The sequence below is a fragment of the Kiritimatiella glycovorans genome, from assembly GCF_001017655.1.
In the GTDB taxonomy this organism is placed as follows: Bacteria; Verrucomicrobiota; Kiritimatiellia; order Kiritimatiellales; family Kiritimatiellaceae; genus Kiritimatiella; species Kiritimatiella glycovorans.
Genome location: NZ_CP010904.1, coordinates 2,462,657 through 2,487,837, shown reverse-complemented (window position 1 = coordinate 2,487,837; position 25,181 = coordinate 2,462,657). Strand labels below are relative to the sequence as shown.

Here is a 25,181-nt window from a genome sequence, read left to right as displayed (position 1 = left end):
CGTGTTATTCCGCGGGCGGGGTTTCCGCAGATTCCCTGTTCTGGGGGATTTCGCCGTCGAAATCGATCAGAATCTCCCTCGGACCGGTGTCCGAAGGCGGCCCGACCACGCCGCGTTCCTCGAGCTGGTCCATCAGGCGCGCGGCACGGTTGTACCCGATGCGCAGGCGGCGCTGGAGCGACGAGGTCGAGGCGCGCTTGGTCTGGCGGATGATCTCGATCGCCTGCTCGAGCACGTCGTCGTCCTTGCTCTCCTCTTCGCTCTCCAGTCCGGTGGGTGCGGAGGGGTTGTCGAGTTTCTTGTGGATCTCCTGCACGTATTCGGGCTGTCCCTGCCCGCGCCAGTGTTCCGTGATCTTCTCGATCTCCTCGTCGGTGGTGAAGGTCCCCTGGGCGCGCACCAGCCGGCTGGCGTCGGGCGGCGCGAAGAGCATGTCGCCGCGCCCGAGCAGTTTGTCGGCGCCGGAGGCGTCGATGATCGTGCGGCTGTCGACCTTCTGCGCGACCTGGAAGGCGATGCGCGCCGGGAAGTTGGCCTTGATCGTGCCGGTGATGACGTTTACGGAGGGGCGCTGGGTGGCGATGATCATGTGGATGCCCACCGCGCGCGAGAGCTGGGCGAGGCGGGCGATGCCGCCCTCGATCTCCGCCTGCGCGACCATCATCAGGTCGGCGAGTTCGTCGATCACGATGACGATGTACGGGAGCCGTTCGGGCAGTTCGGAGGTCTCGTCTTCGCCCTCCTCGAAGAGCTGGCCCTGCCGCACCTTCGGGCGCGCGTTGTATCCGGCGATATTCCGCACGCCCGCTTTCGAGAAGAGCTGGAAACGACGCTCCATCTCCTTGATCGCCCACCGGAGGCCGAAGATGACCTTCTTGGGGTCGGTGATGACCGGAACGACGAGGTGGGGGAGGTTCTGGTAGTGCTGGAATTCGACGATCTTGGGGTCGATCAGCATCAGCTTGAGTTCGTCCGGGGTGCGCGACATCAGCAGTCCGGCCAGCAGCGAATTCATGCAGACGGTTTTTCCGGAGCCCGTCGCGCCGGCGATCAGGATGTGGGGCATGTCGGCGAGGTCGGCGATCAGGTTCTTGCCGCTGACGTCTTTGCCGAGAATCAGGGGGAGCGCCGTCTTGGCCGAGCGGAAGGTTTTGGTCTCGACGAGCTGGCGCGCGACGACCATCGAGGTCTCGGGGTTGGGGATCTCGATGCCGACCACGTCCTTGCCCGGGACCGGCGCCTGAATGCGTACGGTGCGCGCCTTCAGCGCGCGGGCGATATCGTTGGAGAGCTGCGAGATGCGGCCGACGCGGACGCCGGGCGCGGGCCGGACTTCGTAGCGCGTGACCACCGGCCCGACCTCGGCGTTGGTGACCTGGGCCTGCACGTTGAATTCGGTCAGCGTGCTCTGGAGCACCTCCGACTCGCGGTCGGTGTCGGGGTTGCCGCCCCCGGCCTTTCCCGCGGCGGGCTGTTGAAGCAGGGTGAGGGGCGGGAGGGCATACTCGGAAGGGCCCTTCGACACCGGCCGCGGCTCGGGCTCGGGTTCGGGCTCCTCGCGGGGCGGCTCGGCGGGTTTCGCCGGCTTCTTTTTCCGCGGCTTCTTTTTGGGCGGCGATTCGCGCTCCCCGGACGCCGTGGGCGCGGCAGGGAAAAGACCCTCATCGTCTCCGCCGAAGGACGCAGGTTGCGGGTCTTCATCGACTTCCGGCGTCGCGGCCGCCTCGCGCCTGCGCTGCACCGCCGCCTGAACACGCGCCGCTGCGGCGGCGAGCCCGGCCTTGAGCGCGCCGCCCCACTTGCGCAGGTTGCGGAACAACGTTCCGGACCCGCGCAGGAGGGCGAGCGGATAGATGTCCGTGAGCCCCGCGAAACAGACGATCAGGCCCGCCGCGGCGAGAACCCCCGTCCCGGCCGCGCCGAACCACGCGCCGAGCGTGCGGTGGGCGATCGCCTGGCCCAGCACCCCGCCTGAGGAGGGAAGGTTCAGGCGGTCCACCAGCCCCGCCGCCATAGCGCCGCTCAGATCCAGCAGGGTCCCGAGACAGAGCAGCGCACCCAGCGCCCACGCGATCCGCGGCCACAGCCGGCGGTCCGAGCGTACGATGGCGAGCAGCCCGATCAGAAGGCAGGCTATCGGAATGCCGTAGCCCGCGAGACCGAAGAAGAGCATCCCCGTGTAGGCGAACCAGCCGCCGACCGGTCCGACCGCATTGTGCGCCGGACGCACCGGCGGCGACTGCAGCGCTGAAATGTCGCCGGGGTGATAAGTGATGAAGCTCAGACAGGCGATCAGGAACAGCGCGAGCCAGACGACCCCCGCGAGTTCGCGCGGACCCGAGCGGGCCTTCGGTGTGTTGTCCTTCCCCATGAGCGACAGGTTAGACATCCCGCGCCTGATGCGCAAGGGGAGAGGGAGAGGAAGGTCAGAGTAAGAGAGACGTAAGCCGGCCCGGGGGAGCGGAACCCCGGGCCCGGAGTACTGAGGCATCGCTTCACTCAGGGTTTACACTCAGAACGACCCTCCGCCCCTCCATCCGGAGCCGGTTCTCCGCGAGCCGCTGAAGGGCTTCGGGGTAGGCGGCATGCTCCTGCTCAAGGATGCGGGCGTGGAGGCTCTCCGGCGTGTCGTCGTCGTGTACCTCCACGGCGCGCTGCAGTATGATCGGTCCGGTATCCATGCCGGCGTCGACGAAATGGACGGTGCAGCCGGCGACCTTGGCGCCGTAGTCCAGTGCCTGTTTCCAGGCCTCCAGCCCGGGGAAGGCGGGGAGCAGGGCGGGGTGGATATTGACGATCCTGCGCGGATAGGCATCGAGCAGACCGGACTTGACGATACGCATGAACCCGGCCAGCGCGATCGTGTCGGCACCGTGCTCCGAGAGCAGTTCGATCGCCCGCTGCTGTGCTTCGCCGTCGAGCTTCGTTTTAAAGGGAGCGCAGTCGAGATGGACGGCGGGTATGCCGGCCGAGCGCGCCCGCTCCAGGATATACGCGTCCGGAACGTCGGAAATCACGCAGCGCAGGCGCGCGTCGAGACGGCCTGCACGAATGGCGTCGAGGATGCTCTGCAGGTTGCTTCCGCTTCCGGATCCGAATACGGCTAGGTTTAGCATGGGCGTCTCCCTGTGGCTGATGCGCTCCGCCATGCATACTCCCGCGAGGCCCGGTGATCAAGAACCCGTTTGGGCAAGAAAAGCGGGAGGGTCCCGGCGCCAGCAGTTCTCATTATGGCCGCATTCCGACCGCGGACGGCGTGGCAGCCGTCCCTCCCGAGTCGATATCCGACGCATTTTCGGGCACTGGGAGGGTCGGGTGCCACCCCGACCGAAAAGGGTGAAGCCATAATGAGAATCGCTGTCCCGGCGCGTCCGCCGCTTGACGCTTTCCGGCGTCTGACCTACCCTGATCGGCCGATGCAGAGGACGGGCGGTTAGCTCAGCTGGTTAGAGCGACTGGTTTACACCCAGTAGGTCACAGGTTCGAATCCTGTACCGCCCATGCAGATTTCGGAAATTCAAACAGACGGGTACTATGCAGTTGGCTGCAGCTCTGAGCCAACGACCTTGTCGGCCAGAAAACTCCAGTCTTGATTGTCCCGAACTTGGCGAGGATCCACAAACTGCTCGGAACGCTCTTTTCGGACATGCTCCATGACTTCCGCATGAATCGTGCAGGAATCAGAGTCTTTGAAGAACTCCCCAGGGTCTAGGCAGAAGCCATCCAATATCTCTTCTTTGTCACTCATATCACGCTTTCTCCCAGGTTGTGTCGATAAAGAGGGAACACCTCGCGTGCACGCTCAACGTTCTTCTCCTCTTTCTCCGCCGTCGAGAAATCACTGCCTACTCGCATGTACAGGAGGCCATCCTCTTCGTGGCCAGACGTTGATCAAACACTATTTCTGACACGCAAAAGCCCTTCTTGTACAGCCACAAGGGAACAATTTCAGCAGTTCTCATTATGGCCGCATTCCGACCGCGGACGGCGTGGCAGCCGTCCCTCCCGAGTCGATATCCGACGCATTTTCGGGCACTGGGAGGGTCGGGTGCCACCCCGACCGAAAAGGGTGAAGCCATAATGAGAATCGCTGGAACAATTTGCATCACCCAAATGAAATGCGGGAGTCTGAAGTTCACAATCAGAACGTCAATTTGATCTGGCTGTCCCTTATTGCCAGTTGCTTCGCGCGCCTTTCTTTTATCCATGGAGCGAAGCGACGATGGATCGATGCCGTGGAACGATGGTTGGTCGAGGGCGTGGATTGGGGTTCCGCTTGCGGGGAGTGGAGCGCTTCAGGAGCGGATAACGGCGGGCGCTGACCAAGGGGCGCGCAGAAGGCGGCGTTGCGGCGCGGCTTCGGAACGGGGCGGCCCGGTGAAGGGGCCAATCAAACGCACGCCACCCGTCTTGCAAACATTTCCAGTTCGGGGTCGCGCGCGCCCATGCCCAGCAGGATGGTGTCCCCGGCGCCGGGTCCGCCCGTCAGTTCCCCGATGCGGGCGTGGAGCGCTTCGTACGAGCCCGCAAATTCAGCCGGAACGCCGCGGGCGGCCAGCCGTTTCACGAAGTCGTCCGTCTTCAGCCGTCGGCGGGCCGTGCCGCCGGCGTAGAAGACGGGGAGGACCAGAAGCCGGTCATCGGGGCGGCAGACCTCCGCGAAGGTATCTTCCAGCGCTCCGGCCAGGTCGGCCAGCGGGCCGTAGCCGTGCGGGCGCCACCATCCGACCACCCGTCCACACCGTTCGCTCAGCGTCCGCCATGCCGAGCGGATTTTCAGAGGATTGTGGGCATAATCGTCGTAGACGGGAAGGCCGTTCCGCGTCCCGACGCGTTCGAGCCGTCGGGCGATGCCGCCGAAACATGCGAGGGCGTCGCGCACCGACTCCGCTGCGAATCCCATCGCCTCACAGAGCAGGATCGCGTTCACGGCGTTTTCGACGTTGTGCCGCCCCGGCTGCGGAAGGGTGTACTCCATGCCCCGCCAGGTGAAGGCCGTTCCCGCGCCGCGGGCGCGCGTTTCGATCGACGCCGCTTCCCGTGCGCCGTCCGTAACGAGCGTGCGCCGGGTTGCGGCTGCGAACCGGTCGAACAGCTCGCGGACCTCGTCGAGGTCGAAGTGATCGCGGCCGAGATTGGTGATCACGGCATGATCGGGGCTGAACTTGAGCAGCGAGCGATCGCTCTCGTCGGTCTCGACAATCCAGAGCGGCTCCGAGCCGGGCAGGAAATTTCCGAGCCGCCGCCCGTTTTCCGCGAGCATTTCGCCGCCGCAGTACACGTTCGGGCTGCGGCCCAGATGGCGGAAGATATGACCGAGCATGCCGGTCACCGTGGTCTTGCCCGCGGTTCCCGCCACGGCGACCAGCTCCGACCCGCGACAGAAGTCCGCGAGCAGTTCCGCGCGGCCGCGGACGGCGACGTCCAGGCGCCGCGCCGCCGTCCATTCCGGATTGTCCGCTTCGATCGCGGAGCTGATGACCAGCGCGTCGGTCTCCGGGGTTACGCCCGAACCGTCCTGCGGGAAGAGGCGTGCGCCTTCGGATTCGAGCGCCTGCAGCAGGGGCGTCCTCACGCCGCGGTCCCGTGTCCGGTCGGAGCCGCTGACGGCATGGCCCAGATGCAGGGCCGCGCGGGCCAGCGCGCTCATGCCGACCCCTCCGATTCCCGTGAAATGAAGCCTGCTCATAGTCCCTTCCGGTGTCTTTTCAGACTCATACCATTTATTTCCGGCGCGGCGCAGGGTATAAACGGGCTTACGGACCCAACATCCGGACGATGGAATGCGGAAGTCTTTTTCATTATTTCTCGCGCTGAGGTACCTGCGTCCGCGGAGGAGCTTCTTCTCTGCGGTCACGGTGATCTCCGTGCTGGGGGTGACGCTCGGATGCGCGGTGCTGATCGTCGTGTTGTCCGTGATGACGGGATTCGACGAGATGTGGCGGGACCGGATCCTGGATTTCAACGCCCATGTCTCGGTGTCCCGGTGGGGCGGCGAGATAGACGAGCCCGGCCCGCTCATGGAGCGGATTCGCGGGATCGAGGGCGTGACGGGGGCGGCCCCGGCGCTGGAAGGCGTGGTTTTTGTGCGCCATCGCGGCCGGGTCTTCACGCCGCTTCTGATGGGGGTGGACGCGGAACTCGAACCCGGCGTGAGCCGCATACCCGAGAGCGTGACCGCGGGCCGCTTTGATCCGGGCTACGGGGAGGCCGTGCTGGGCGCCGACCTGGCTTCGCGCCTCGGCGTGGGGGTCGGCGAGGTGCTGGTGGTGATCTCGCCGCAGAGCTTCGCGATGGAGGACGAGATCATGCTCCCGGTCGAGCTCACGGTCAGCGGCATCTTCGATGTCGGCATGTACCAGTTCGATGCCGGCTACATGCTCACCTCGCTCGCCACCGCGGGCGACCTCTACGGCGTCGAACGGGGGGTGCACCGCGTACGGGTGCGCACCCGCGACCCGTACCGCGCGCCGGAGGCCGCGGCGGAGATCGAGGAGACGCTGGGGGGGGCGTACTCCGCCGTTACCTGGATGGAACAGAACCGCCAGCTCTTTTCCGCGCTCAACGTGGAGAAGAACATGATGTTCTTTCTCCTCATTTTTATCACCATCGTCGCGGCCTTCGGCATCACCAACACCCTGATCACGCTGGCGGTGCAGAAGACCCACGAGATCGGCCTGCTCAAGGCGCTCGGATTTTCGGGCGGGCGCATCATGCGTATCTTCGTGTGGCTGGGGTGGATGGAGGGCGCGGCGGGTTCGCTGCTGGGGCTCGGACTCGGGTCGCTGATCCTCCGCTACCGGAACGGACTCCTGCGGGCGCTCTCCTCGCGGTTCCGGGTCGAACTGCTCCCCGAAGAACTCTACCAGCTCGCGGAGATCCCGGCCCGCACGGTCTGGACGGATGTGGTGGCGGTGGTGGCGCTCGTGATGGCGATCTGCACGCTCGCCGGGCTGCTGCCGGCCTGGCGCGCGGCGCGTCTCGATCCCGTGGAGGCGATCCGGTATGAATGAGACGCGGCAGGGGACCCCGGGGCACGGCGACGCGGTACTGCGGGCGGAGGGGCTCTCCCGGCTGTTTCGCGCGGGGTCGCGCACGCTGACGGTGCTCGACGGCGTGTCGCTCTCGGTGCAGGCCGGCGAGTCGCTGGCGATTACCGGTGCGAGCGGAGCGGGCAAGAGTACGCTGCTCTATCTGCTCGGCGGGCTGGACACCCCCTCCTCGGGCCGGGTCCTGTTCCGGGGTGCGGAGATCGGAGCGCTGAGCGCCGCGCGGCGGGCGCGCTTCCGCGCGCGGTCGCTGGGTTTCGTATTCCAGTCCTACCATCTCCTGCCCGAGATGAACGTGCTCGAAAACTGCATGCTTCCCGACCTCGCGCTGGAGCGGCCGGACCCCGCCCGGGCGCGCGAGCGGGCCGCGGAGCTTCTCGAGCGGGTGGGGCTGCAGGATCGGATGGATCACCGGCCCGCCGAACTCTCGGGCGGGGAGCGCCAGCGCGCCGCGGTCGCGAGGGCGCTGATCAATGAACCGGACATCCTGATGGCGGACGAGCCCACCGGCAATCTCGACTCCGGGGCGGGTCGCCGCGTGCTGGACCTGCTGCTCCAGCTCGCGGAAGAGCGGAACCGCACCCTGCTGCTGGTCACGCACGACCCCGCCGTGGCGGCGTACTGCGGCCGCAAACGGGTCTTGAAGGATGGTGTGCTGGAAGGATAACGTGGACGGTCAGGTGTTTCGGTCCCGGCGAGGAAAGGCGGACGGTATGCAGATTTACATGAACGGCGAGATGGTTCCGGAGCAGGAGGCGCGCGTCTCCGTGTTCGATCACGGGCTGCTGTACGGCGACGGGGTGTTCGAGGGCATCCGCGCCTACAACGGACGCGTGTTTCTGCTGCGCGAGCATGTCGACCGGCTCTATGATTCGGCGCGCGCCATCGCGCTGGAAATACCCATGACGCGGGAGGCGATGCGCGAGGCCGTGCTCGAGACCTGCCGCGCCAACGGCATCCGCGACGGCTACATCCGGCTGGTAGTGACGCGCGGGTGCGGCACCCTCGGGCTCAACCCCTACAACTGCGAAGACCCGCAGGTGATCATCATCGCCGCCGCCATCCAGCTCTATCCGAAGGAACTGTACGAGACCGGGCTCAAGATCGTGACCGTGGGCACGGCGCGCAATCACGTGGAGGCCATCAACCCGCGTATCAAGAGCCTCAATTATCTCAACAACGTCCTGGCCAAGATCGAGGCCATCAACGCCGGAGTGATGGAGTGCCTGATGCTGAATCCGCAGGGGTACGTGGCCGAGGCCTCCGGGGATAACGTCTTCGCCGTGCGCGACGGCGTGCTCGCCACCCCCCCCACGTGGTGCGGAGCGCTGGAGGGCATTACGCGCGGCAAGGTGATGGAGATGGCCCGCGAAACCGGGTATCCCGTCGAGGAGCGCGTGATGACGCGCTACGATCTCTACACGGCCGACGAAGTCTTTCTGACGGGTACGGCCGCCGAGCTTATTTCGGTGGTGGAAATCGACCGCCGCCGGATCGGGACGGGAGAGCCGGGGCCGGTCACCGGCGAACTGCTCGAGCGGTTCCAGCGGGTGATCGCGGACAGCGGCGATCCGATATGAAGTGTGAATTCTGTCATCAGAAGGAAGCGACGATCCACCTGACCCAGGTGGTGAACGGCGTCGTGAAGAAGATCCACATCTGCGAGTCCTGCGCGGAGAAGAAGGGCTGGGACGTGCAGAGCCCGATTTCGATCACCGACATCCTGTTCGGTCTGGGGCAGGGCGAATCGGCCGGCGGCGAAGAGGCGTCCCCTCCGGGCGGAGGCGAGGAACTGGAGCTGGCCTGTCCGGACTGCGGCATGCGGCGGTCCGACTTCAAGCGGATCGGCCGCCTCGGCTGTCCGCGGTGTTACGATACCTTCATGGGCGAAATCATGTCGCTGATCAACGCCATGCATCACAGCAATCAGCACGCCGGCAAGATCCCGGCGCGCGCCGGGGCGGCGGCCCGCAGGAACGCAAAGCTGGCCCGCCTGCAGAAGGAGATCGAACGGGCGGTGGCGCGCGAGGAATACGAGAAGGCGGCCGAGTTGCGCGACGAAGTGCGCGCGCTGGGTTCGCAAGAGGGGAGCGAAAGCGAATGAATCCGGAGGAACTGATCGGCCGCCGCGAGGGGTGGTTCGAGACGGGCCTCCGCGAGGGCCCCGTCATAAGCAGCCGGGCGCGCCTTGCGCGGAACCTGAAGGGGGAACGGTTCCCGGACTGGGCCGGGGAGAAGAACCGCGTCCGCCTATGGGGCGGTCTGCGCGAACTCTTTCTCAGCCATGAATGGATCGCCGGCGCGGCGGCGTGGGAGATGGGCGAGCTGGATGACGTCGACCGCGAACTGCTGTACGAGCGGCATCTCATCAGCCGGGAACAGGTGGCGCGCGCCGCGGGCAGCGGAGTGCTGATCAGCCCCGATGAAAGGACCTCGGTCATGATCAACGAGGAGGACCACCTGCGCATGCAGGTGATCCGCCCGGGGATCGCGCTTCACGAAGTGTGGCGCGAGGTCAATGAGCTCGACGACGGCGTGGAGGGCGAAGTCACCTATGCCTTTTCGCCGAAGCTCGGGTACCTTACGGCCTGCCCGTCGAACGTCGGCACCGGAATTCGCGTCAGTGTCATGCTCCATCTGCCCGGCCTCGTGTTGATGGAGGAGATGAACCCGGTGCTCAAAGGGGTCTCCCGCATCGGGCTGGCCGTGCGCGGCCTGTGGGGCGAAGGGACGGAGTCCGCCGGCCACATGTTCCAGATTTCCAACCAGATCACGCTCGGCAAGCGCGAAGAGGACATCGTCGACCATCTTGAACAGATTACGCTGGAGCTGGTCGAACACGAGGAAAACGCCCGCAAACGGCTTTTCGAGACCCGCGAGACGGTGCTCGAGGATCATATCGGCCGGGCCTACGGGATCCTTTCCCACGCCCGCATCCTGGGCTCCAAGGAGGCGCTGGATCTGCTGTCCGCCTTGCGGCTCGGTTGCGATCTGGGTATGATCGATTACGCGCGCCGCGAGCAGATCGACCGGCTTCTCGTGCATACGCAGCCGGCGCATCTGCAGCGGATCGAAAAGCAGACATTGCCCTCCGGCGAAAGGGACAGGGTACGCGCGGGGCTGATCCGGAGTATGCTGCGCGGAGAGGAACAGACATGAATAATTTTACCCCCAGAGCCCAGAAGGTACTGCAGGCCGCCCGCGCGGAAGCCGAGCGGTTCAACCACGGCTATGTCGGCACCGAACACATCCTGCTGGGACTGATCGGCCTCGACCAGGGCGTGGCGGTCAGCGTGCTGAAGTCGATGGGCGTCGAGCTGGAGACCCTCCGCATGGAGGTGGAAAAGGCCGTCGGCACGGGTCCGGAGATGAAGACGATCGGCAACATCCCCTTCACGCCGCGGGCGAAGAAGGTGCTGGCCCTCGCCGGACGCGAGGCGCAGTCGCTGGGGCATACGTACGTCGGCACCGAGCATATCCTGCTCGGCCTGCTGCGCGAGGGCGAGGGCGTGGCCGCGCGCGTGCTCGAGAGCCTCGGCATCGACCTCGAAGAGAGCCGCATGGCGGTGATGAAGGAACTCGACCCGAACTATGAGCCGGGCGACGAGGAGGAGGCGCCGGGTCCCGAACTCGGCACGGCGCGCAAGGAGAAGAAGGGCAAGTCGAAGACCCCCGCGTTGAACGCCTTCGGCCTCGACCTGACGGAAGAGGCCCGCAAGGGCGAACTCGATCCCGTGATCGGGCGCAAGGAGGAGATCGAGCGCGTCATCCAGATCCTCTGCCGCCGGACCAAGAACAACCCCGTACTGCTGGGCGAGGCGGGGGTCGGCAAGACGGCGATCGCGGAAGGTCTCGCCCAGAATATTGTCGAAGGCGAAGTGCCCGACCTGCTCACGAACCGCAAAGTCGTCAAGCTCGACCTGGCGCTCATGGTCGCGGGCACGAAGTACCGAGGTCAGTTCGAGGAGCGGATCAAGGCGGTGATGGATGAAATCCGCCGCATGGGCAATATCATCCTGTTCCTCGACGAACTGCATACCATCGTCGGCGCCGGCAGCGCCGAGGGCGCCATGGACGCGGCCAACATCATTAAACCCTCGCTCTCCCGCGGGGAGCTGCAGTGTATCGGGGCCACGACCCTCAAGGAGTACCGGCGGTTCGTCGAGAAGGACGCCGCGCTCGAACGCCGGTTCCAGTCGATCACGGTGAAAGAACCGACGATCGAGGAGACGGTGGAGATCCTGCGCGGGCTGCGCTCGAAGTACGAGGAGCACCACCACGCCCGGTTCTCGGACGAGGCGCTCAAGGCGGCCGCGGAACTCTCGGCCCGCTACCTCCCGGACCGCTTCCTGCCCGACAAGGCGATCGATCTGATCGACGAGGCCGGCGCGCGCGGCCGGATCACCACCATGACGCGGCCCCCGGAAATCAGGAAGCTGGAGGACGAGATCGAAGAGGCCCGGCGGAACAAGGATCAGGCGATCCAGGACCAGAATTTCGAAGAGGCGGCCTCCTGGCGCGACCGGGAGCGCGGCGCCAAGGAGAAGCTGGACGAGGTGGTCAACGAATGGCGCCGGGAGCGCGAGGAGAATACGATCTCGATCGACGACGAGGAGATCAAGGTGGTGGTCTCCAAGTGGACCGGGGTGCCCGTCGCCAAAATGGGCGAGGCGGAGATGAAGAAGCTCCTCGAGATGGAGGACACCCTCTCCCGCGTCGTCATCGGGCAGGACGAGGCCATCACCGCCATTGCCCGCTCACTGCGTCGTTCGCGCGCGGACCTCAAGGATCCCACGCGGCCGATCGGATCGTTCATCTTTCTCGGCCCCACGGGTGTGGGCAAGACGATGCTGGCGAAGGAGCTGGCCCGGTTCGTGTTCGACGACGAGGACGCGCTGATTCAGCTCGACATGTCGGAGTACATGGAAAAGTTCAACGTCTCGCGGCTGGTGGGTTCGCCCCCGGGCTACGTGGGCCACGAGGAGGGCGGACAGCTCACGGAAAGAGTCCGCCGCCGGCCGTATTCGGTGGTCCTCTTCGACGAGGTCGAAAAGGCCCACCCCGACGTGATGCATATGCTGCTTCAGATCCTCGAGGAAGGCCGTCTGACCGACAGCCTCGGGCGCAGCGTCGACTTCCGGAATACGGTGATCATCATGACGTCCAACCTCGGCGGCGAGCTGGTCAAAAAGGGCGGGGGCATGGGATTCGGCCAGATCTCGGGCGAGATGGATTACGCGAAGCTCAAGGACACGATGCTCTCCGAGGCGCGCAACGTCTTCAAACCGGAACTGATCAATCGTCTCGACGATATCGTGGTCTTCCGCAAGCTCAACCGCACGCACATCGAGCGGATTCTCGATAACGAGGTTGAGCGGGTGCGCACCCGCCTGGCGGGACGCAAGGTCGATCTGCGGCTGGCGGATTCGGCGAAGGAATACCTCATCGAAAAAGGGTTCGACCCGACCTATGGTGCGCGCCAGATGCGACGCACCGTGGAACGCGAGGTCGAGGACCGGCTGGCCGACGCCATCCTGCGCGGCAGGCTCGAGGACGCCGAGACGGTGGAAGCCCGCGCCGGGAAAGAGGGTATCGAGTTTGTTCCGGTGGGGTGAAGACGGGGCGGGGCTGAGCAAGAAACCTGAAACCTGAGTGGGAGAGCCCCGCCCCTCAACCGGCCTTCATGGTCTATTCCCCCTCGTAGTCCGCAAACTTCATCGACACGATGCGTGAGACGCCTTTCTGCGGCATGGTGACGCCGTAGATGGTGGAGGAGGCGGCGATCGTCTGCTTGTTGTGGGTGATGACGATAAACTGCGACGTTTCCAGGAATCCCTTCACGACCTTCACGAACCGGCCGATATTGGCGTCGTCGAGCGCCGCGTCCAGTTCGTCGAGCAGGCAGAAGGGGCTGGGCTTGACGAGGTAAAGCGCGAACAGCAGCGCCACGGCGGTCATGGTGCGCTCGCCCCCGGAGAGCAGCGAGATGCTCTGGAGTTTTTTGCCGGGGGGACGGGCGATGATCTCGATGCCGGATTCGAGTACGTCCTCTTCGTCGATCAGTACCAGCTTGGCGCTCCCGCCGCCGAAGAGCTGCTTGAAAGTCTGCTGGAAGTTCGCGTTCACCGCGTGGAAGGTCTCCGTGAACTTCTCGGTCGAGGTCTTGTTGATCTTCCGGATCAGCTCCATCATCTGTTCTTTGGACGAGGTCAGATCCTGCTGCTGCTGCTGCAGAAACGCGTAGCGCTCCTCGAGTTCGCGGTGTTCCTCGATGGCCACGAGGTTTACCGGCCCCATCGAATCGAGTTTGGCGCGCATCTCCGCGACTTCGGATTCAAGCGCCTCCTCGTTCGGTGTTTCTTCGGTGTCCCATTCCGGCGGGGGTTCTTCGTCCATCTGTTCCGCGGTGATATGCCAGTCGGAGGTGACCCGTTCGATCAGGTTGTCGAGTCGCATCTGCTTTTCGGCGCGCTGAAGGTCGTGTTTTGACCGCTGCTCCTGGATTTCCTCCAGCTTGCGTCCCAACTCCCGCTGCGCCTGCTCCACGCGCCGTGCCTCGGCCGCGATCCGTTCGCGCTCCTCCCTGGCCGTCTCCCATTCCCTGCGGCCGGACTCGATGAGTTCGCGCAGCTGCACCTGGCGTTCCTCTTCCGCGGTCACCTCCGATTCCAGCTTACGGGTCCGGTCTACATACTCGCGGCTCCCCTCCGTCCGGTTGCGGATGAGTTCCTCGAGTTCTCCGATGCGGGCCTCGAACTGGCGCACGCGTGCGCGGCACTGTTCGACATTCTGCCGCGCCTGCGCGTGGGCGATGCGCCGCTCGGTGGTCTCCTCCATGGCCCGTCCGCGCTCCTGTTCGATCTCATTGAGCGATTCGGAGGCGGCGCGGATGCGCTCCACGAGGTGTTCGCGGTCCGCCTCGCGTGCGCGCATGCGTTCCCGCAGGTCTGCGCGTTCGGCCTCGGCGGGCGTACTCTTCGACTGGAGCTGTTCCAGTTCGGCCTCGACCGTCTCGTGTCGGCGGCGCACTTCTTCGGCTTCGCGATCGATCACCTGTTTTTCGCCTTCCTGGACCGAAAGGCGGCGGCGGCTCTCTTCGAGGGTATGTTCGAGGCTTTTGAGACGTTCGCGCCCCGCGGACTCCTCCTCTTCCAGGCCGCGGATCGAGGTCTCGTGGCCGGCGATCGCCGTTCGGTGTTCCTCCCGTTCGCGCTCCAGCGATTCGCGCAGGTGGCGACGCGCCACGGGCGAGGCCTGGTCGTCACGCGGCATCCAGAGTTCGGCCTCGCCGCGGCCGGAGACCAGGCGCCCGTCGGAGGTCACCGCCACCGCCCCGGCGGGGAGGTCGCGGGGGCGGTCCGGCAGTTCGTCCACCAGCCGGATGCCGCGGAGCAGGCGCCGCAGCAGCGGCAGGGTGTGCGGTTCGCAGGTCACGCATTCGCTGAGCGGGCGGCCCGGCAGTCCGGGGGGTTCGGGCGGCGCCTCGGGGCCGTCGACGCAGAGCAGGCGGGCCGAACCGTGTTCGCCGCGGCGCAGCCAGCCGATCATCGCCGTCGCCGATTCCGGGTCGCGCACGACCAGTGCGTCGAGCCAGGGCCGCAGCGCGGCCTCGAGGGCGTGCTGAACCGCGGGGTCCGTACGGACGAAATCGGCCAGCGGGCCGAGCACCTCGCCGGGCGGTTCCGCGCCGTCGGGCGGGTGGAGCAGGGCGCGGCATCCCGCAGGGTAGTCCTCGCCGCCGGACTCCGCTTCCTGGATCATTTCGAGGCGGGCGTCGATGGCGGCACAGCGGGTCAGGGCCTCCTGTCGCCCGGCTTCGATTTGACTCCTCTGTTCGCGCCGCGTTTCCGCCTCCCGGCGGGCCTGTTCGAGTTCGGCTTCGGCCCTGCCGACCTCGTTGCGCAGGTGTTCGAGCGTCTGCGCCATCTCTTCGCGTCGCTCCCGGTGGGCCGCAAGGCTGCGCTCGTGCTCGCTCTTCTCGGCCGTCAGCCGCTCCCGGCGCATCGTCTCGCGCCGGTCCCGTTCTTCCAGTTCCTGGAGGTGGTTGCGCAGGCGCGTGGCCTCGCTCTCGCACTCCATGCTCTGGTTGCGGAGTTCGCCGAGCGTCTCGCGCTGACTCTCCAGCCGACGGTCGATCTCGGTCTGCCGGCCGCGCGCCGCTTCGAGTTGTCCGGTTTCGCTGCGTTCGGTTTCTTCCGCCCCGCCCAGTTCCCCTTTCGCCGTCTCCAGCGCTTTGCGGTGTTCTTCAAGCCGGTTTTGCGCGTCGTCGGATTCGCGGTTCTGCTGTTCGGCGAGCGACCGCAGTTCGGAAATTCTCTCCCGGTTCACCCGGACCGTTTCCAGCGAGCGCTCGAGGTCGTGGCGCGCCTTCAGGTAGGCGTCATTCCGTTCGGCCACCTGCTGTTCGGCCCGATCGAGCTGTTCCCGGAAGCCGGCGGACTGCTCCTCGAGTTTGCGCTGTTCTTCGTGTTTCGCCTCCAGCGCTCCGTCCAGTTCCTTCAATTTTTCGTGCAGCTCTTCCAGTTCGCGGGCCAGACGGTCCCGGCGGAGTCTGGAGAGGTGGATATCGCGCGCGCGCAGCTTCGTGCGCAGCTCCTGGTACCGGCGCGCCTTGCCCGCCTGGCGCTGCAGCGAGATGATCTGGCGTTTGACCTCGCGAATGACGTCGGCCAGCCGCATCAGGTTGGCCTCCGTGCGTTCGAGTTTGCGGAGGGCCTCCTTCTTGTCGTTCTTGAACCGCGTGATCCCGCTGGCCTCCTCGAAGACGGCGCGGCGGTCCTGGGGGCGCGAGCTCAGTACACGGTCGATCTTTCCCTGTTCGATGATCGAGTAGGCGTCCGTGCCGACGCCCGTATCCATGAACAGGCGCTGAAGATCCTTCAGTCGGCAGGGCTGCCTGTTGAGGAAGTACTGGCTTTCGCCCGAGCGGAAGACGCGCCGGGTCAGGCATACCTCATCGTACTCGAAATTCGGTTCCGTCCGGCAGTCACCGATCGTGAGGCTGACCTCCGCCATGTTCAGCGCCTTGTGGGAGTCGGTGCCGTTGAAGATGCAGTCCTCCATCGACTGTCCGCGCATCATGGTCGGGCGCTGCTCGCCGAGGACCCAGCGCACGGCGTCGGCCACGTTGCTCTTGCCGCAGCCGTTGGGGCCGACGACGGCCGTCATGCCGGGTTCGAAGTCGAGGTGGGTTTTTTCGGCGAAGCTTTTGAATCCGAACAGGTCGAGCGATTTCAGATACACGGGTCGTTATCCTCCGGAGTGCGGATCGGAAGGCCGGGGCGTGCGTGCGGTTCACGCATCGCCGAGCGCTTCTCTGATATAGTTGAGCATTTCAGCGAGGTCGAACGGTTTTCCGAAGGTCCGGTCGGCGCCCAGTTTTCGGGCGAGCACCAGGTAGTCCTGCGAATCGATGCGTCCCCCGCCCGAGATGGCGACGATCGTCATCTCCGGGTACATGCGGCGCATCTCGCGGATCGTCTCGATCCCCTCGCGATCCGGCATGATGATATCGGTGATGACCAGGTCGGGAGGGTTTTCCAGATAGATCTGTTCGGCCTCCGCGCCGGTGGAGGCGGTCAGGATGTTATAACCTTCCCTCGCCAGAAACTGTTCCAGCAGCCGCCGGATGTCGGGATCGTCGTCAATAATGAGTATGTTCCGCGCTTCGTCCCCCATGTATGCCCCCTTTACGCGTCTGCGTTTTTTCCCTCGTCCATGTGATCCGGCGGCCGCTCGGGAAGCAGCACGGTAACCGTGGTTCCGCGGCCCTCTTCGCTCTCGAATTCGATCCGCCCCCCGTGGCGGTCGATGACCTTTTTGGTGATGAACATGCCGAGTCCGGTTCCCTTCTGTACGCCCTTCTTGGTGGTCTTGAACGGCTCGAAAATCCACTCGAGCGTTTCGCGGGCGATTCCGCAGCCGGTGTCGGCGATCACGATCCGGATCTGTCCGTCGCCGTTGCGGCTGCAGTGGATGTCGACGTTCCTGACGTCGCGCCCCTGGAGCGACTGGACGCTGTTGTTGACGATGTTCTGCAGGGCCCGCTGAAGCTGGATATGGGCGGCACGGCAGGTGAGGTCGTCTTCGGGGGACTCGATCTCGAGCCGGATCGCGGCCTCGGGATCGACCGCCTGCGCGTTCTCGACCACATCGCGCAGCAGCCCGGGGATCGCCACCGGCTCGACCGAATCGTGCTCGCCGCGCCCCAGCATATGCCAGTCCTCGGCCAGCTTGGCGCAGTAGCGCGCATTTTTTTCGATCGCACCGAGATACTCGGAGAGATCCTGCGAGTCGCGTTCTGAATCGCCGGTGCTCAGTTCGCCGAGCTGGTGCATCATGAGCTGGACGTAGCCGAGGACGACCGTGAGCGGGTTGCGGATATCGTGCACCAGTTCGGCGGAGGCCACGCCGAGCGAGGCCATGTTGTCCTTCACGCCAATCTCGGACTGCAGTCGCTCGGTCAGCGACTCCAGCTCGTGTTCGGCACGGTTCCGGCGGCGGTTGAGCCGCGTATGCGCCACATTGGTGTCGACAATTTTTCTGATGTTGTTGATGTCGAAGGGTTTTTCCAGGTAGTCGTTGGCGCCGAGCCGGATCGCCTGCTGCGCGGTCTCGAGCGCCCCGTAGCCGGTGAGCATGATGACGGCCACTTCCGAGTCCCGTTCGCGGATCTCTTTGAGCGCCTCGATGCCGTTGCGGCCGGGCATGCGGATGTCGAGGATCACCAGGTCGGGGTTTTCCTCTTCGAATTTGCGCAGGCCCTCATCCACGTGATCGGCGGTGACGACCTCGTAAGGCCCCTTGAGAACCATCTTGAGGCTTTCCCGCGGTCCCTGCTCGTCGTCGATCACGAGCACTTTGCCCTGTGGTTCCCCGGTGGCCATGAATCCTCGTGCTCCCGCTGATCAGAAGGTGTAGGCGTAGGTCAGGCCGAGCAGATCGGAGTCGTACTCGTACTCACCTTCGTAGAGGGGGTTTTCCGTGTTGGTGTTCACGTCGCGTTCGTCGTAGAGGCTGTAGGCGTAGGCCAGATCGATCCGGTGCCCGCCCGCACGGTACCCGATGCCGGTGCTCAGGACGTGACGATCCTCCTCAAGGAAGAAAGGACTGTAGGTGTGGTCCGGGACGGGACTCTCTATGTAGGCGTACCCGAACCGGGCGGTCCAGTGGTCGTCGAGCGACCAGTCGGCGCCGAGTGCATAGGTGAACGTATCTTCCCAGTCGTAGTTGACCGGCAGGGAACCGTTGTTGCCGAGGTCGAACACGGCCTCGTCGTTACTGCTCCAGTTCAGCCACTCCACGTTGCATTCCAGGTTCATCCGGTCGGTCACGCGGACGCCATAGCCCAGCGCGAAAGTATCGGGGAACTGGATGTCGGTGGAAAAATCGCTGGAGGCGGCCGCGAAGTACCCGCCGGGCTGGAAATTGCCGACATGAAGGTCGCCGTCGTATTCGATCTGGAAGCGGGAGCGGTACGTAAAGGCCATGCGCTGGCGTTCCGTGATCAGCCAGGTCATGCCGGCATTCCCGCCCAGTCCCATGCCGTCGCTTTCAATTTCGCCGGTGCTGTCGGGACCGGTAAACGGCGGAGAGGGCAGATCGCTCCACGGCACGTTCTGGTCGAGGTCGAAGGTGGAGTACATGATGTTGACGCCCGCACCGAAGAAGAGGTTGTCATTCAATTTCCACGCGGCCGTGGGCGCGAAGTCGACCATTTTCATCTCCGCGCGGTAGAGTGACGGGGTCATGGGAGCGTAAAACGCATCCCGGTCCCACTCCACCGACTGCCCGTAGGGCGTGGAGATGCCGAGGCCGAAGACGAGGCCGCTCTCCGGCATCGGCCAGGCGGCGAACACGTTGGGCATCGCCTGCCACGGGTCCTCGGATTCGCGGGATCCCGCGAGGTTGTCGGGGTCGAAGTCGCCGTGAGCGCGGGCTATCGTGACGCCGCCCACCACTTCGGGGCGCTCCAGGAACATCAGGTTCGCCGGGTTGTAGAAGATCGCCGAGGCGTCGTCGACAAAAGCGCGGTTCGCGCCCCCCTTGCCGATCCCCTCCGCCGTCGGAGGAGGATTGCGGTAGCCGTCCCCGAAAGCGGACCCCGCCGCGATAAGCGCCGCGACACACAGCAGAACACGGACCATTCGGGGGGTCGTCGACCATCTGGACGCGTGCAAATAAAACATTGTACACCTCTCCCGGGTTGCTTAGGCTTCGGGCTTGACCGTTCCGACGGGGGTTTTGATAGCACAGGCGGGATGATACGGACAAGCCGTAAAATGTTTCCGCCAGGGGGCGGTGGTTTACGGTCCGGAGGCTTCGCTGCCTTTAGGGGAGAAGGGCTTGGTCGACGCGCGACGAGTCGTCATCACGGGAATAGGGGTTCTTGCGCCGAACGGTATCGGCGTCGAGGACTTCTGGTCCGCCCTCCTCGAAGGACGGAGCGGCATCGGGCCTATTTCATTGTTTGATGCATCCGAACATTTTGTGGGGATTGCCGGCGAGGTAGACGGATTTGATCCCCTGATTCATATTCCTTTTCCTGTTAAGCCGAAGCGCATGGGGCGTCACACGCAGTTTGCCCTTGCGGCGTCCTGCATGGCGATCAAGGACGCACGGGTCGGGGAATCGGCCGATCTCCAGAGCGGCTCGCTTCTTCCGATCTATGTGGGCGTAAGCACCAGTGCCATTGAGGTGATTGAGCAGGGTAAGGAACAGATGTCGCGCCGCGGCCCGAACAAGGTCAGTCCGCATATCGTCGGAGCTTGTCAGCCGCATGCCGTGGCTACTGCCATCTCCGAGCACATGGGGCTGAACACGCGCGCCATGACGGTTTCGACGGCGTGCGCAGCCGGGATGGACGCGCTCGCCGAGGCGGCGTCGGTCGTCCGGGAGGGGCGAAGCGACCTGGTCCTGGCCGGGGGGGTCGACGCCCCGATCAACCCGTTGACGGTTGCGTGTTTCGGCCGCACCCGCATGGTGCCCGGGGGGGTCGTGAATGCGGCCACGCGAAGCTGCCCGTTCGACCGGCGGCGGGAGGGTGGTGTGATGGCCGAGGGAGGAGCGTTTTTCGTGGTCGAGTCGCTCGTCCACGCCATGGCGCGGGGCGCGGAGCCGCGCCTGGAACTCCTGGGATGGGGAAGCCGGCTGGATCGCTCGGCGGAGGCCGTGGGGTCGGGGTTCGAGGACGCGATGCGCGAGGCCCTCGACGCCGCCGGGACCGCGCCACGGGACGTGCACTATATCTGCGCGCACGGCCCCAGCGACCCGGAGCTGGATCAGCGCGAAACGGAGGCCATCAAGGCGGTATACGGTCCATGGGCTTACCGGATACCGGTGAGTTCGATTAAAGGGGTCACGGGCAACCCTCTCGCGGCCGCGGGCCCGCTGGAGCTCGCCGCCTGCGCGGGGGTGTTTCGGGACGACCTTGTTCCCCCGACGGCGAATTACAGGGAGCCCGATCCCGCCTGCGATCTGGATTACGTGCCCCTGCGACCGCGTCGCTACCGCGCGGATTGTGCCATGCTCAACGTGCACGGCATGGGCGGTATTAACAGCTCCCTGGTGGTAAGCCGCGTGACCCGACCATGAACTTTTTTCACTTCTCCATTCTAAGTGCGACGATCACCGTTTTTGCCCTCGGGTTGCTGGTGTTTTTCACCAACAGCGGGCGCAGGGCGAATCGGCGCTACCTGCTTTTTTCGGTGATCATCGCGCTCTGGCTGTTTTGTCAGTGGATGGTGCTGAATGCGCAGGAGGCGGAGGATGCCGAATTCTGGATCCGTCAGGCCTCCCGGGTCTGCATTCTCGTGCCTACGGCCTTTTTCCTGCTGCGACTCTCGCTGCTCGACGAATCGGAAGGCTTCTGGCATAGCGTGCGCCGCTCCGGAATTTTCATCCTCGTCAACCTCCTGGCGGCCCTGCTCTGCGGAACCGACCTTTTCATCCGCGAGGTAGTGCTGACACGCGACACCGAATTGAACGTGGTGTTTGCCGAACCGCGTTACGGGCCGCTGTTCCACCTGTTTTCCCTGATGTATATCGCACTGGTGGCGGTGCTGATCCGGCACTTCATCCGGGATATCCGCAGCACGAAGTCGATCCGGCAGGTGGAACTCAAGTTCGTATGCCTGGGCGCCATCGTGGGGATCAGTACCGGGATCACGCTGGGAATTATCATACCCGCGATCAGTGGGAGTTCGAAAACCGCCCCGCTGGCACCCTACGGCGTAATTCTGCTCAATGTAATCATCGCCTACGGGATCGCCACCCACCGGATCATGGACGTGTCACACCTCCTGCAGCGGGCCTTGGGCTATATCGTGCTCTCCGCCTATCTCGCGGTGATCTTTCTCTTCTCGTGGTGGGTCGCCGACCTCCTCTTTACCGGCTGGTTCGCGATGCCGGATATCGTGGCCTGTTGCGTGGCGGCGGTGGTCACGGCCATTTTCGCTCCGCCCCTCAAGGACCGTGTTCACCGGATGACCGGTAAGCTCTTCGACGACGCCGGAAATATCGACACGGCGGAACTGATGCGGCGGGCCTCGGACCTGCTGCGGACGGTGTCCACACTGCCCTCGCTGCTGAACCAGGCGTCAGGGCTGGTGCTGAGGACCATGGATGCGGAGCGCGGCATGTTCCTCTTCCGCCAGCCGGACGGGTTCTACCGCCCCCCGCCCGAACTGAAGGAGGAGAACCCGCTCGAGCTGGCCGAGGATTCGCCGGTCGTGCGCGTGCTCTCCCAGCAGCGCAGACCGCTCGTTCCGGAGATCGAGGGACGGCTGCGCACCACGGAACAGCGCGCCGCGGCCTGCGCGGAGCTCCAGGCCCTCGGGATGGCGATCGGCATCGGCATCTACTCCAAGGGGTACCTGCGCGGGATGCTGCTGCTGGGGCCGCGACGATCGGAACGCATCTACGGCTCCCCCGAACAGAATGCCCTGCAGAGCCTCTGCAACCAGTTCGCGGTGGCGGTGGAAAACGCCCAGCTCTACACGGAGGTCCAGAACAGCAAGATCTACAACGACTTCCTGGTGGAACACCTGGTCACCGGCGTGGCGGCCACCGATTCGCGGGGCCGCGTGAGTATCTTCAACCGCGAGGCGGAACGGATCACCGGGGTCCCCTCGAGCGCCCTGCTCGGCTCGCCCTGCTCCGAACTGCCCGAACCCCTCAACGAGTTTATGGAGGAGACGCTGGCCACCGGGAAGGGGCGCCGCGACTGCGATACCCTCATACGCTCGACGGCGGACGAAGAATACCACCTGCGGCTCGGGGCCGCCGTGATTACCGGGCGCGGCGAAGCCCGGCTGGGCGGGCTGCTGGTCTTTCACGATGTGAGCGCCGTGCACCGCCTCCAGCAGCAGGTGCGCCGGTCGGACCGCCTGGCCAGCGCAGGTACGCTCGCCGCGGGCATGGCCCACGAAATCAAGAACCCGCTGGTGACCATCAAGACCTTCACCCAGCTCCTGCCGGAACGCTACGAGGACCCGGACTTCCGCCGCAATTTCTCGGAACTCGTAGGGCACGAGGTGGGCCGGATCGACAATACGGTCAATCAGCTGCTGCGCTTCGCCCGCCCCCAGCCCCCCCATCTGGTCCCGGTGCACCTGCAGGAGATCCTGCAGCGCGTGCAGAGCCTCGTCGCGGAAAACATGAAGCAGAAAGGCATCGAATCGCGCACCCGGTGGGAGGCTTCCAACGATCTGATCCGCGGCGACGCCTCGCTTCTCATTCAAGCCTTCCTCAATTTCTGCTTGAATGCGATCGAGGCTATGGAAAAAGGTGGGGTATTGAGCATGGAGACGCGCAACGAGCGGCGGGACGGACGGCCAGCGGTCCGCGTGGAAATCGCGGACACGGGGTGCGGTATACCCCGGGAGGATGTCCCGCGTATCTTTGACCCCTTCTTCACCGGAAAAGATGAGGGGACCGGACTCGGTCTTCCGGTGGCCCACGGGATCATCAAGGACCATCAAGGCGAGGTCGAGGTCCGCAGCGCGCAGGGCGAGGGAACCAGCTTCTTTATCTCGTTCGAAACTGTAAACGAGGGGGATCCGGATTCATGAAACAGCGCCCCTCCTGTTTTCTCTACTGCGCGCAGGACGAGGTCCGCGTGCGGGTGACCGGAAGCCTCCACGAGCTGGCGGAAGTCCGCGCCGCGGGCAGCGCCGCCGAACTGAGCCGCGCCCTCTACCGGACCCCACACCGCGTCGTGGTGCTCGACCTCCGCGCCCCCGAGGCGCTCGATGTGCTTCGCGAAATCCGCGAACGGCATCCCGATGCGCCGGTCATCACGCTCGGCGAGGCCCGCTCGGCGCCCGTGCGCGAGGCGCGCGAACTCGAGGTCTTCGCCGTTTCGCCGCTCGAGTTCGAGCCCTACGAATTCCGGCGGATCGTGGAGGATGCGCACCGCCGACTGGAGCTGCAGCGCGAAAATCGCGTATTGCGCGAAGAAATCCGCCGCCGCGAGACCCCGGCCGCCGGGCCCGGCCCGGAGGAGACCGCGCCCTCCTCGGATATCCTGCGCCACCTCTCGCGGGCGATGGGCGATTTCGAGAACCCTGCGGCTCTCTACGACAGTCTGATGGACGGGCTGGCGTCCGCCCTTAAGGTCACGCGCGCCGGCATCTTCTGCGCCCTGCGCGACGGAGGTACCTACTGCCTGCGCGGCGGCCACCGGTGTTCCGATCATCTGCGAAGCCTCCACTTCTCCGACCGCGACCGGTTTGTGCAGTGGCTGGACTGGAACGGGAGGGCCGTCCTGCGCTCTTCGCTCGAGACGATCGAAGACCCGATGGATCGCGAAATGGTCGCCGAGGCCCTCCACGAAATGGGCGCGGAGCTGATCATGCCGCTCTCGGGCCGGAGGAGAGTCAAAGGGTGGCTCTTCCTCGGCGCGCGGATCACCGGGCGGCCGTTCAGCGCCGAGGACCTGGAATACCTGTCCACCTGTACGGACCATATCGGCGCGACGGTCGATAACGCGCTCCAGCACGAGGACACCCGCATGCGCGAGGCGCTGGGCGAAACCCTGCTGGAGTCGATCCCCGCCGGGCTGATCGCCATCGGCGAGGACGGCGAAGTCCGCTGGTGCAACGGGGCGGCCCAGACCGCGCTGCGCGTCGAGGCCGGGAGCGTGTGCGGGATGCCGGTCGAAATCTTCGGCAGCCGGCTCTCCGATATCCTCCGCCGCGCGCTCGACGGCGAGGAGATCCACCACCCGGTCGAGTGGAGCGATCCGGCCACGCAGCGCCTCTTCTCGGCGGAGACCCGGCGGCTGCTCGACGACGGCCGTTGCGTCGGCGCCGTGGCGCTGATCAAGGACCTCACCGAAGAGCGCCGGCTCGAGGAGAAAGAGGAGCAGCTCGAGCGCGTCGCCTTCTGGAACGAACTCGCCGCCAGCATGTCGCACGAGATCCGTAATCCGCTGGTCGCGATCAAAACCTTCGCCCAGCTTCTCCCGGAGCGGTACGACGACCCCGAATTCCGCGATCAGTTCAGCCTCAACGTCGAACGGGAGGTCGACCGGCTCAACCAGATCATCGATCAGATCAACCATTTCGCCAGCCCCCCGAATCCGAAGTACGAGCCCTTCGCCCCGGGGCCCGTCGTGCAGACGGCCGTGCGGCGCGCCATGCAGGACCGTAACGCGGAAGGCCTGAGCCTGGACCTCTATGTGGACGACCATCTGCCCGTGCTCACCGGCGACGCCTCCGCGATGAGCGAATGTCTGCGCCACCTGGTCGTCAATGCCGTCGAGGCGGTGGAGTCGGGCCGGGACGCGCGCATCGGCGTGACGGCACGCCGGATGTCCGCCGGCGAGTCGGGCGAGTATGTCCTGGTTACGGTGCAGGACAACGGCGCCGGCATTCCCGAGGAACTCCGCGCCAAACTCTTCTCCCCCTTCTGCACGACCAAGGCCCGCGGTATGGGACTCGGCCTGCCCATCGCGAAAAGAATCGTCGTCGACCATAACGGTAAGATCGAGGTGGATTCCGGGCAGGAGGGAACGCGGGTGTCGGTCACGCTTCCGGTCGAGCGGGACGTCCCCGGATCAGACGGGAACCCGAAGACCGCCCCGGAAGACGCCCTCGCACGGGAGACCGGCTGAGGCGGCCGTACAATCGC

17 protein-coding genes and 1 tRNA gene are annotated in these 25,181 nt (G+C 65.3%); 10 read left to right on the top strand and 8 right to left on the bottom strand.

Going from position 1 to position 25,181, the window contains the following annotated elements:
• Positions 1 to 4: 4 nt before the first annotated feature.
• Entirely contained in the window at positions 5 to 2,389 is a 2,385-nt protein-coding gene (locus tag L21SP4_RS10380) for a DNA translocase FtsK (RefSeq protein WP_074041470.1), read from the bottom strand.
• A gap of 106 nt (positions 2,390 to 2,495) precedes the next feature.
• Positions 2,496 to 3,149 (bottom strand): phosphoribosylglycinamide formyltransferase, encoded by a 654-nt coding sequence (purN, locus tag L21SP4_RS10375; RefSeq protein WP_201774626.1) that lies wholly within the window; start codon positions 3,147 to 3,149, stop codon positions 2,496 to 2,498.
• A 278-nt stretch (positions 3,150 to 3,427) separates the two neighbouring features.
• On the opposite strand from purN, the gene L21SP4_RS10370 reads away from it, so the two are divergent.
• A tRNA-Val gene (locus L21SP4_RS10370) sits at positions 3,428 to 3,501 on the top strand.
• Between the two features lie 31 nt (positions 3,502 to 3,532).
• On the opposite strand, the gene L21SP4_RS10365 is transcribed toward L21SP4_RS10370, so the two are convergent.
• Both L21SP4_RS10365 and L21SP4_RS10360 read right to left on the bottom strand, forming a co-directional pair.
• On the bottom strand, positions 3,533 to 3,748 hold the full coding sequence (locus L21SP4_RS10365) for a hypothetical protein (RefSeq protein ID WP_052882587.1): 216 nt from the start codon (positions 3,746 to 3,748) through the stop codon (positions 3,533 to 3,535).
• 642 nt (positions 3,749 to 4,390) lie between these two features.
• The gene (locus L21SP4_RS10360; RefSeq protein ID WP_052882586.1) at positions 4,391 to 5,689 is read right to left on the bottom strand and encodes a Mur ligase domain-containing protein; all 1,299 of its coding nucleotides are present in this window, start codon (positions 5,687 to 5,689) and stop codon (positions 4,391 to 4,393) included.
• A gap of 94 nt (positions 5,690 to 5,783) precedes the next feature.
• Between L21SP4_RS10360 and L21SP4_RS10355 the strand changes: the two genes are divergently transcribed.
• Genes L21SP4_RS10355 through L21SP4_RS10330 form a run of 6 tightly spaced genes read left to right on the top strand, consistent with a single transcriptional unit; the run spans position 5,784 to position 12,664 of the window.
• Positions 5,784 to 7,013, top strand: coding sequence for an ABC transporter permease (locus L21SP4_RS10355; protein WP_052882585.1), 1,230 nt, complete (start codon positions 5,784 to 5,786; stop codon positions 7,011 to 7,013).
• A complete protein-coding gene (locus L21SP4_RS10350; protein WP_052882584.1) occupies positions 7,006 to 7,716 on the top strand; it encodes an ABC transporter ATP-binding protein in 711 nt (236 codons plus the stop codon). Before L21SP4_RS10355 ends, L21SP4_RS10350 begins: the two co-directional genes overlap by 8 nt.
• A 46-nt stretch (positions 7,717 to 7,762) precedes the next feature.
• On the top strand, positions 7,763 to 8,629 hold the full coding sequence (gene ilvE, locus L21SP4_RS10345) for a branched-chain-amino-acid transaminase (RefSeq protein ID WP_052882583.1): 867 nt from the start codon (positions 7,763 to 7,765) through the stop codon (positions 8,627 to 8,629).
• Positions 8,626 to 9,153 (top strand): UvrB/UvrC motif-containing protein, encoded by a 528-nt coding sequence (locus L21SP4_RS10340; protein ID WP_052882582.1) that lies wholly within the window; start codon positions 8,626 to 8,628, stop codon positions 9,151 to 9,153. The genes ilvE and L21SP4_RS10340 overlap by 4 nt, the downstream gene beginning before the upstream one ends.
• Positions 9,150 to 10,208: a protein arginine kinase gene (locus L21SP4_RS10335; RefSeq protein ID WP_052882581.1), complete on the top strand. Its 1,059-nt coding sequence runs from the start codon at positions 9,150 to 9,152 to the stop codon at positions 10,206 to 10,208. Before L21SP4_RS10340 ends, L21SP4_RS10335 begins: the two co-directional genes overlap by 4 nt.
• Positions 10,205 to 12,664, top strand: coding sequence for an ATP-dependent Clp protease ATP-binding subunit (locus tag L21SP4_RS10330; protein ID WP_052882580.1), 2,460 nt, complete (start codon positions 10,205 to 10,207; stop codon positions 12,662 to 12,664). Before L21SP4_RS10335 ends, L21SP4_RS10330 begins: the two co-directional genes overlap by 4 nt.
• 73 nt (positions 12,665 to 12,737) lie before the next feature.
• Here the strand turns inward: L21SP4_RS10330 and smc are convergent, their stop codons facing one another.
• Genes smc through L21SP4_RS10310 form a run of 4 tightly spaced genes read right to left on the bottom strand, consistent with a single transcriptional unit; the run spans position 12,738 to position 19,237 of the window.
• Complete coding sequence (gene smc, locus L21SP4_RS10325) at positions 12,738 to 16,292, bottom strand: chromosome segregation protein SMC (protein ID WP_052882579.1); 3,555 nt, start codon at positions 16,290 to 16,292, stop codon at positions 12,738 to 12,740.
• A gap of 51 nt (positions 16,293 to 16,343) precedes the next feature.
• Complete coding sequence (locus tag L21SP4_RS10320; protein ID WP_052882578.1) at positions 16,344 to 16,727, bottom strand: response regulator; 384 nt, start codon at positions 16,725 to 16,727, stop codon at positions 16,344 to 16,346.
• Positions 16,728 to 16,738: 11 nt separating this feature from the next.
• Positions 16,739 to 17,935 (bottom strand): hybrid sensor histidine kinase/response regulator, encoded by a 1,197-nt coding sequence (locus L21SP4_RS10315; protein WP_052882577.1) that lies wholly within the window; start codon positions 17,933 to 17,935, stop codon positions 16,739 to 16,741.
• A gap of 21 nt (positions 17,936 to 17,956) precedes the next feature.
• Positions 17,957 to 19,237, bottom strand: a complete 1,281-nt coding sequence (locus L21SP4_RS10310) for an OmpP1/FadL family transporter (protein ID WP_082116700.1) — start codon at positions 19,235 to 19,237, stop codon at positions 17,957 to 17,959.
• A 157-nt stretch (positions 19,238 to 19,394) separates the two neighbouring features.
• On the opposite strand from L21SP4_RS10310, the gene L21SP4_RS10305 reads away from it, so the two are divergent.
• The 3 genes from L21SP4_RS10305 to L21SP4_RS10295 are packed head-to-tail and all read left to right on the top strand — an operon-like array spanning position 19,395 to position 25,164.
• Complete coding sequence (locus L21SP4_RS10305; RefSeq protein WP_052882575.1) at positions 19,395 to 20,642, top strand: beta-ketoacyl-[acyl-carrier-protein] synthase family protein; 1,248 nt, start codon at positions 19,395 to 19,397, stop codon at positions 20,640 to 20,642.
• Positions 20,639 to 23,119: an ATP-binding protein gene (locus L21SP4_RS10300; protein WP_052882574.1), complete on the top strand. Its 2,481-nt coding sequence runs from the start codon at positions 20,639 to 20,641 to the stop codon at positions 23,117 to 23,119. The genes L21SP4_RS10305 and L21SP4_RS10300 overlap by 4 nt, the downstream gene beginning before the upstream one ends.
• Positions 23,116 to 25,164: an ATP-binding protein gene (locus tag L21SP4_RS10295; RefSeq protein WP_052882573.1), complete on the top strand. Its 2,049-nt coding sequence runs from the start codon at positions 23,116 to 23,118 to the stop codon at positions 25,162 to 25,164. Before L21SP4_RS10300 ends, L21SP4_RS10295 begins: the two co-directional genes overlap by 4 nt.
• The last annotated feature ends 17 nt before the right edge of the window (positions 25,165 to 25,181 follow it).

Excerpts from the sequence above, each read along its gene's own strand:
- L21SP4_RS10340 (WP_052882582.1), top strand. The coding sequence starts at position 8,626 with ATGAAGTGTGAATTCTGTCATCAGAAGGAAGCGACGATCCACCTGACC.
- L21SP4_RS10360 (WP_052882586.1), bottom strand. The coding sequence starts at position 5,689 with ATGAGCAGGCTTCATTTCACGGGAATCGGAGGGGTCGGCATGAGCGCG.
- L21SP4_RS10330 (WP_052882580.1), top strand. The coding sequence starts at position 10,205 with ATGAATAATTTTACCCCCAGAGCCCAGAAGGTACTGCAGGCCGCCCGC.
- L21SP4_RS10310 (WP_082116700.1), bottom strand. The coding sequence starts at position 19,237 with ATGTTTTATTTGCACGCGTCCAGATGGTCGACGACCCCCCGAATGGTC.
- L21SP4_RS10315 (WP_052882577.1), bottom strand. The coding sequence starts at position 17,935 with ATGGCCACCGGGGAACCACAGGGCAAAGTGCTCGTGATCGACGACGAG.
- L21SP4_RS10380 (WP_074041470.1), bottom strand. The coding sequence starts at position 2,389 with ATGTCTAACCTGTCGCTCATGGGGAAGGACAACACACCGAAGGCCCGC.
- ilvE (WP_052882583.1), top strand. The coding sequence starts at position 7,763 with ATGCAGATTTACATGAACGGCGAGATGGTTCCGGAGCAGGAGGCGCGC.
- L21SP4_RS10300 (WP_052882574.1), top strand. The coding sequence starts at position 20,639 with ATGAACTTTTTTCACTTCTCCATTCTAAGTGCGACGATCACCGTTTTT.
- L21SP4_RS10355 (WP_052882585.1), top strand. The coding sequence starts at position 5,784 with ATGCGGAAGTCTTTTTCATTATTTCTCGCGCTGAGGTACCTGCGTCCG.
- L21SP4_RS10350 (WP_052882584.1), top strand. The coding sequence starts at position 7,006 with ATGAATGAGACGCGGCAGGGGACCCCGGGGCACGGCGACGCGGTACTG.
- L21SP4_RS10320 (WP_052882578.1), bottom strand. The coding sequence starts at position 16,727 with ATGGGGGACGAAGCGCGGAACATACTCATTATTGACGACGATCCCGAC.
- purN (WP_201774626.1), bottom strand. The coding sequence starts at position 3,149 with ATGGCGGAGCGCATCAGCCACAGGGAGACGCCCATGCTAAACCTAGCC.
- L21SP4_RS10335 (WP_052882581.1), top strand. The coding sequence starts at position 9,150 with ATGAATCCGGAGGAACTGATCGGCCGCCGCGAGGGGTGGTTCGAGACG.
- L21SP4_RS10295 (WP_052882573.1), top strand. The coding sequence starts at position 23,116 with ATGAAACAGCGCCCCTCCTGTTTTCTCTACTGCGCGCAGGACGAGGTC.
- L21SP4_RS10365 (WP_052882587.1), bottom strand. The coding sequence starts at position 3,748 with ATGAGTGACAAAGAAGAGATATTGGATGGCTTCTGCCTAGACCCTGGG.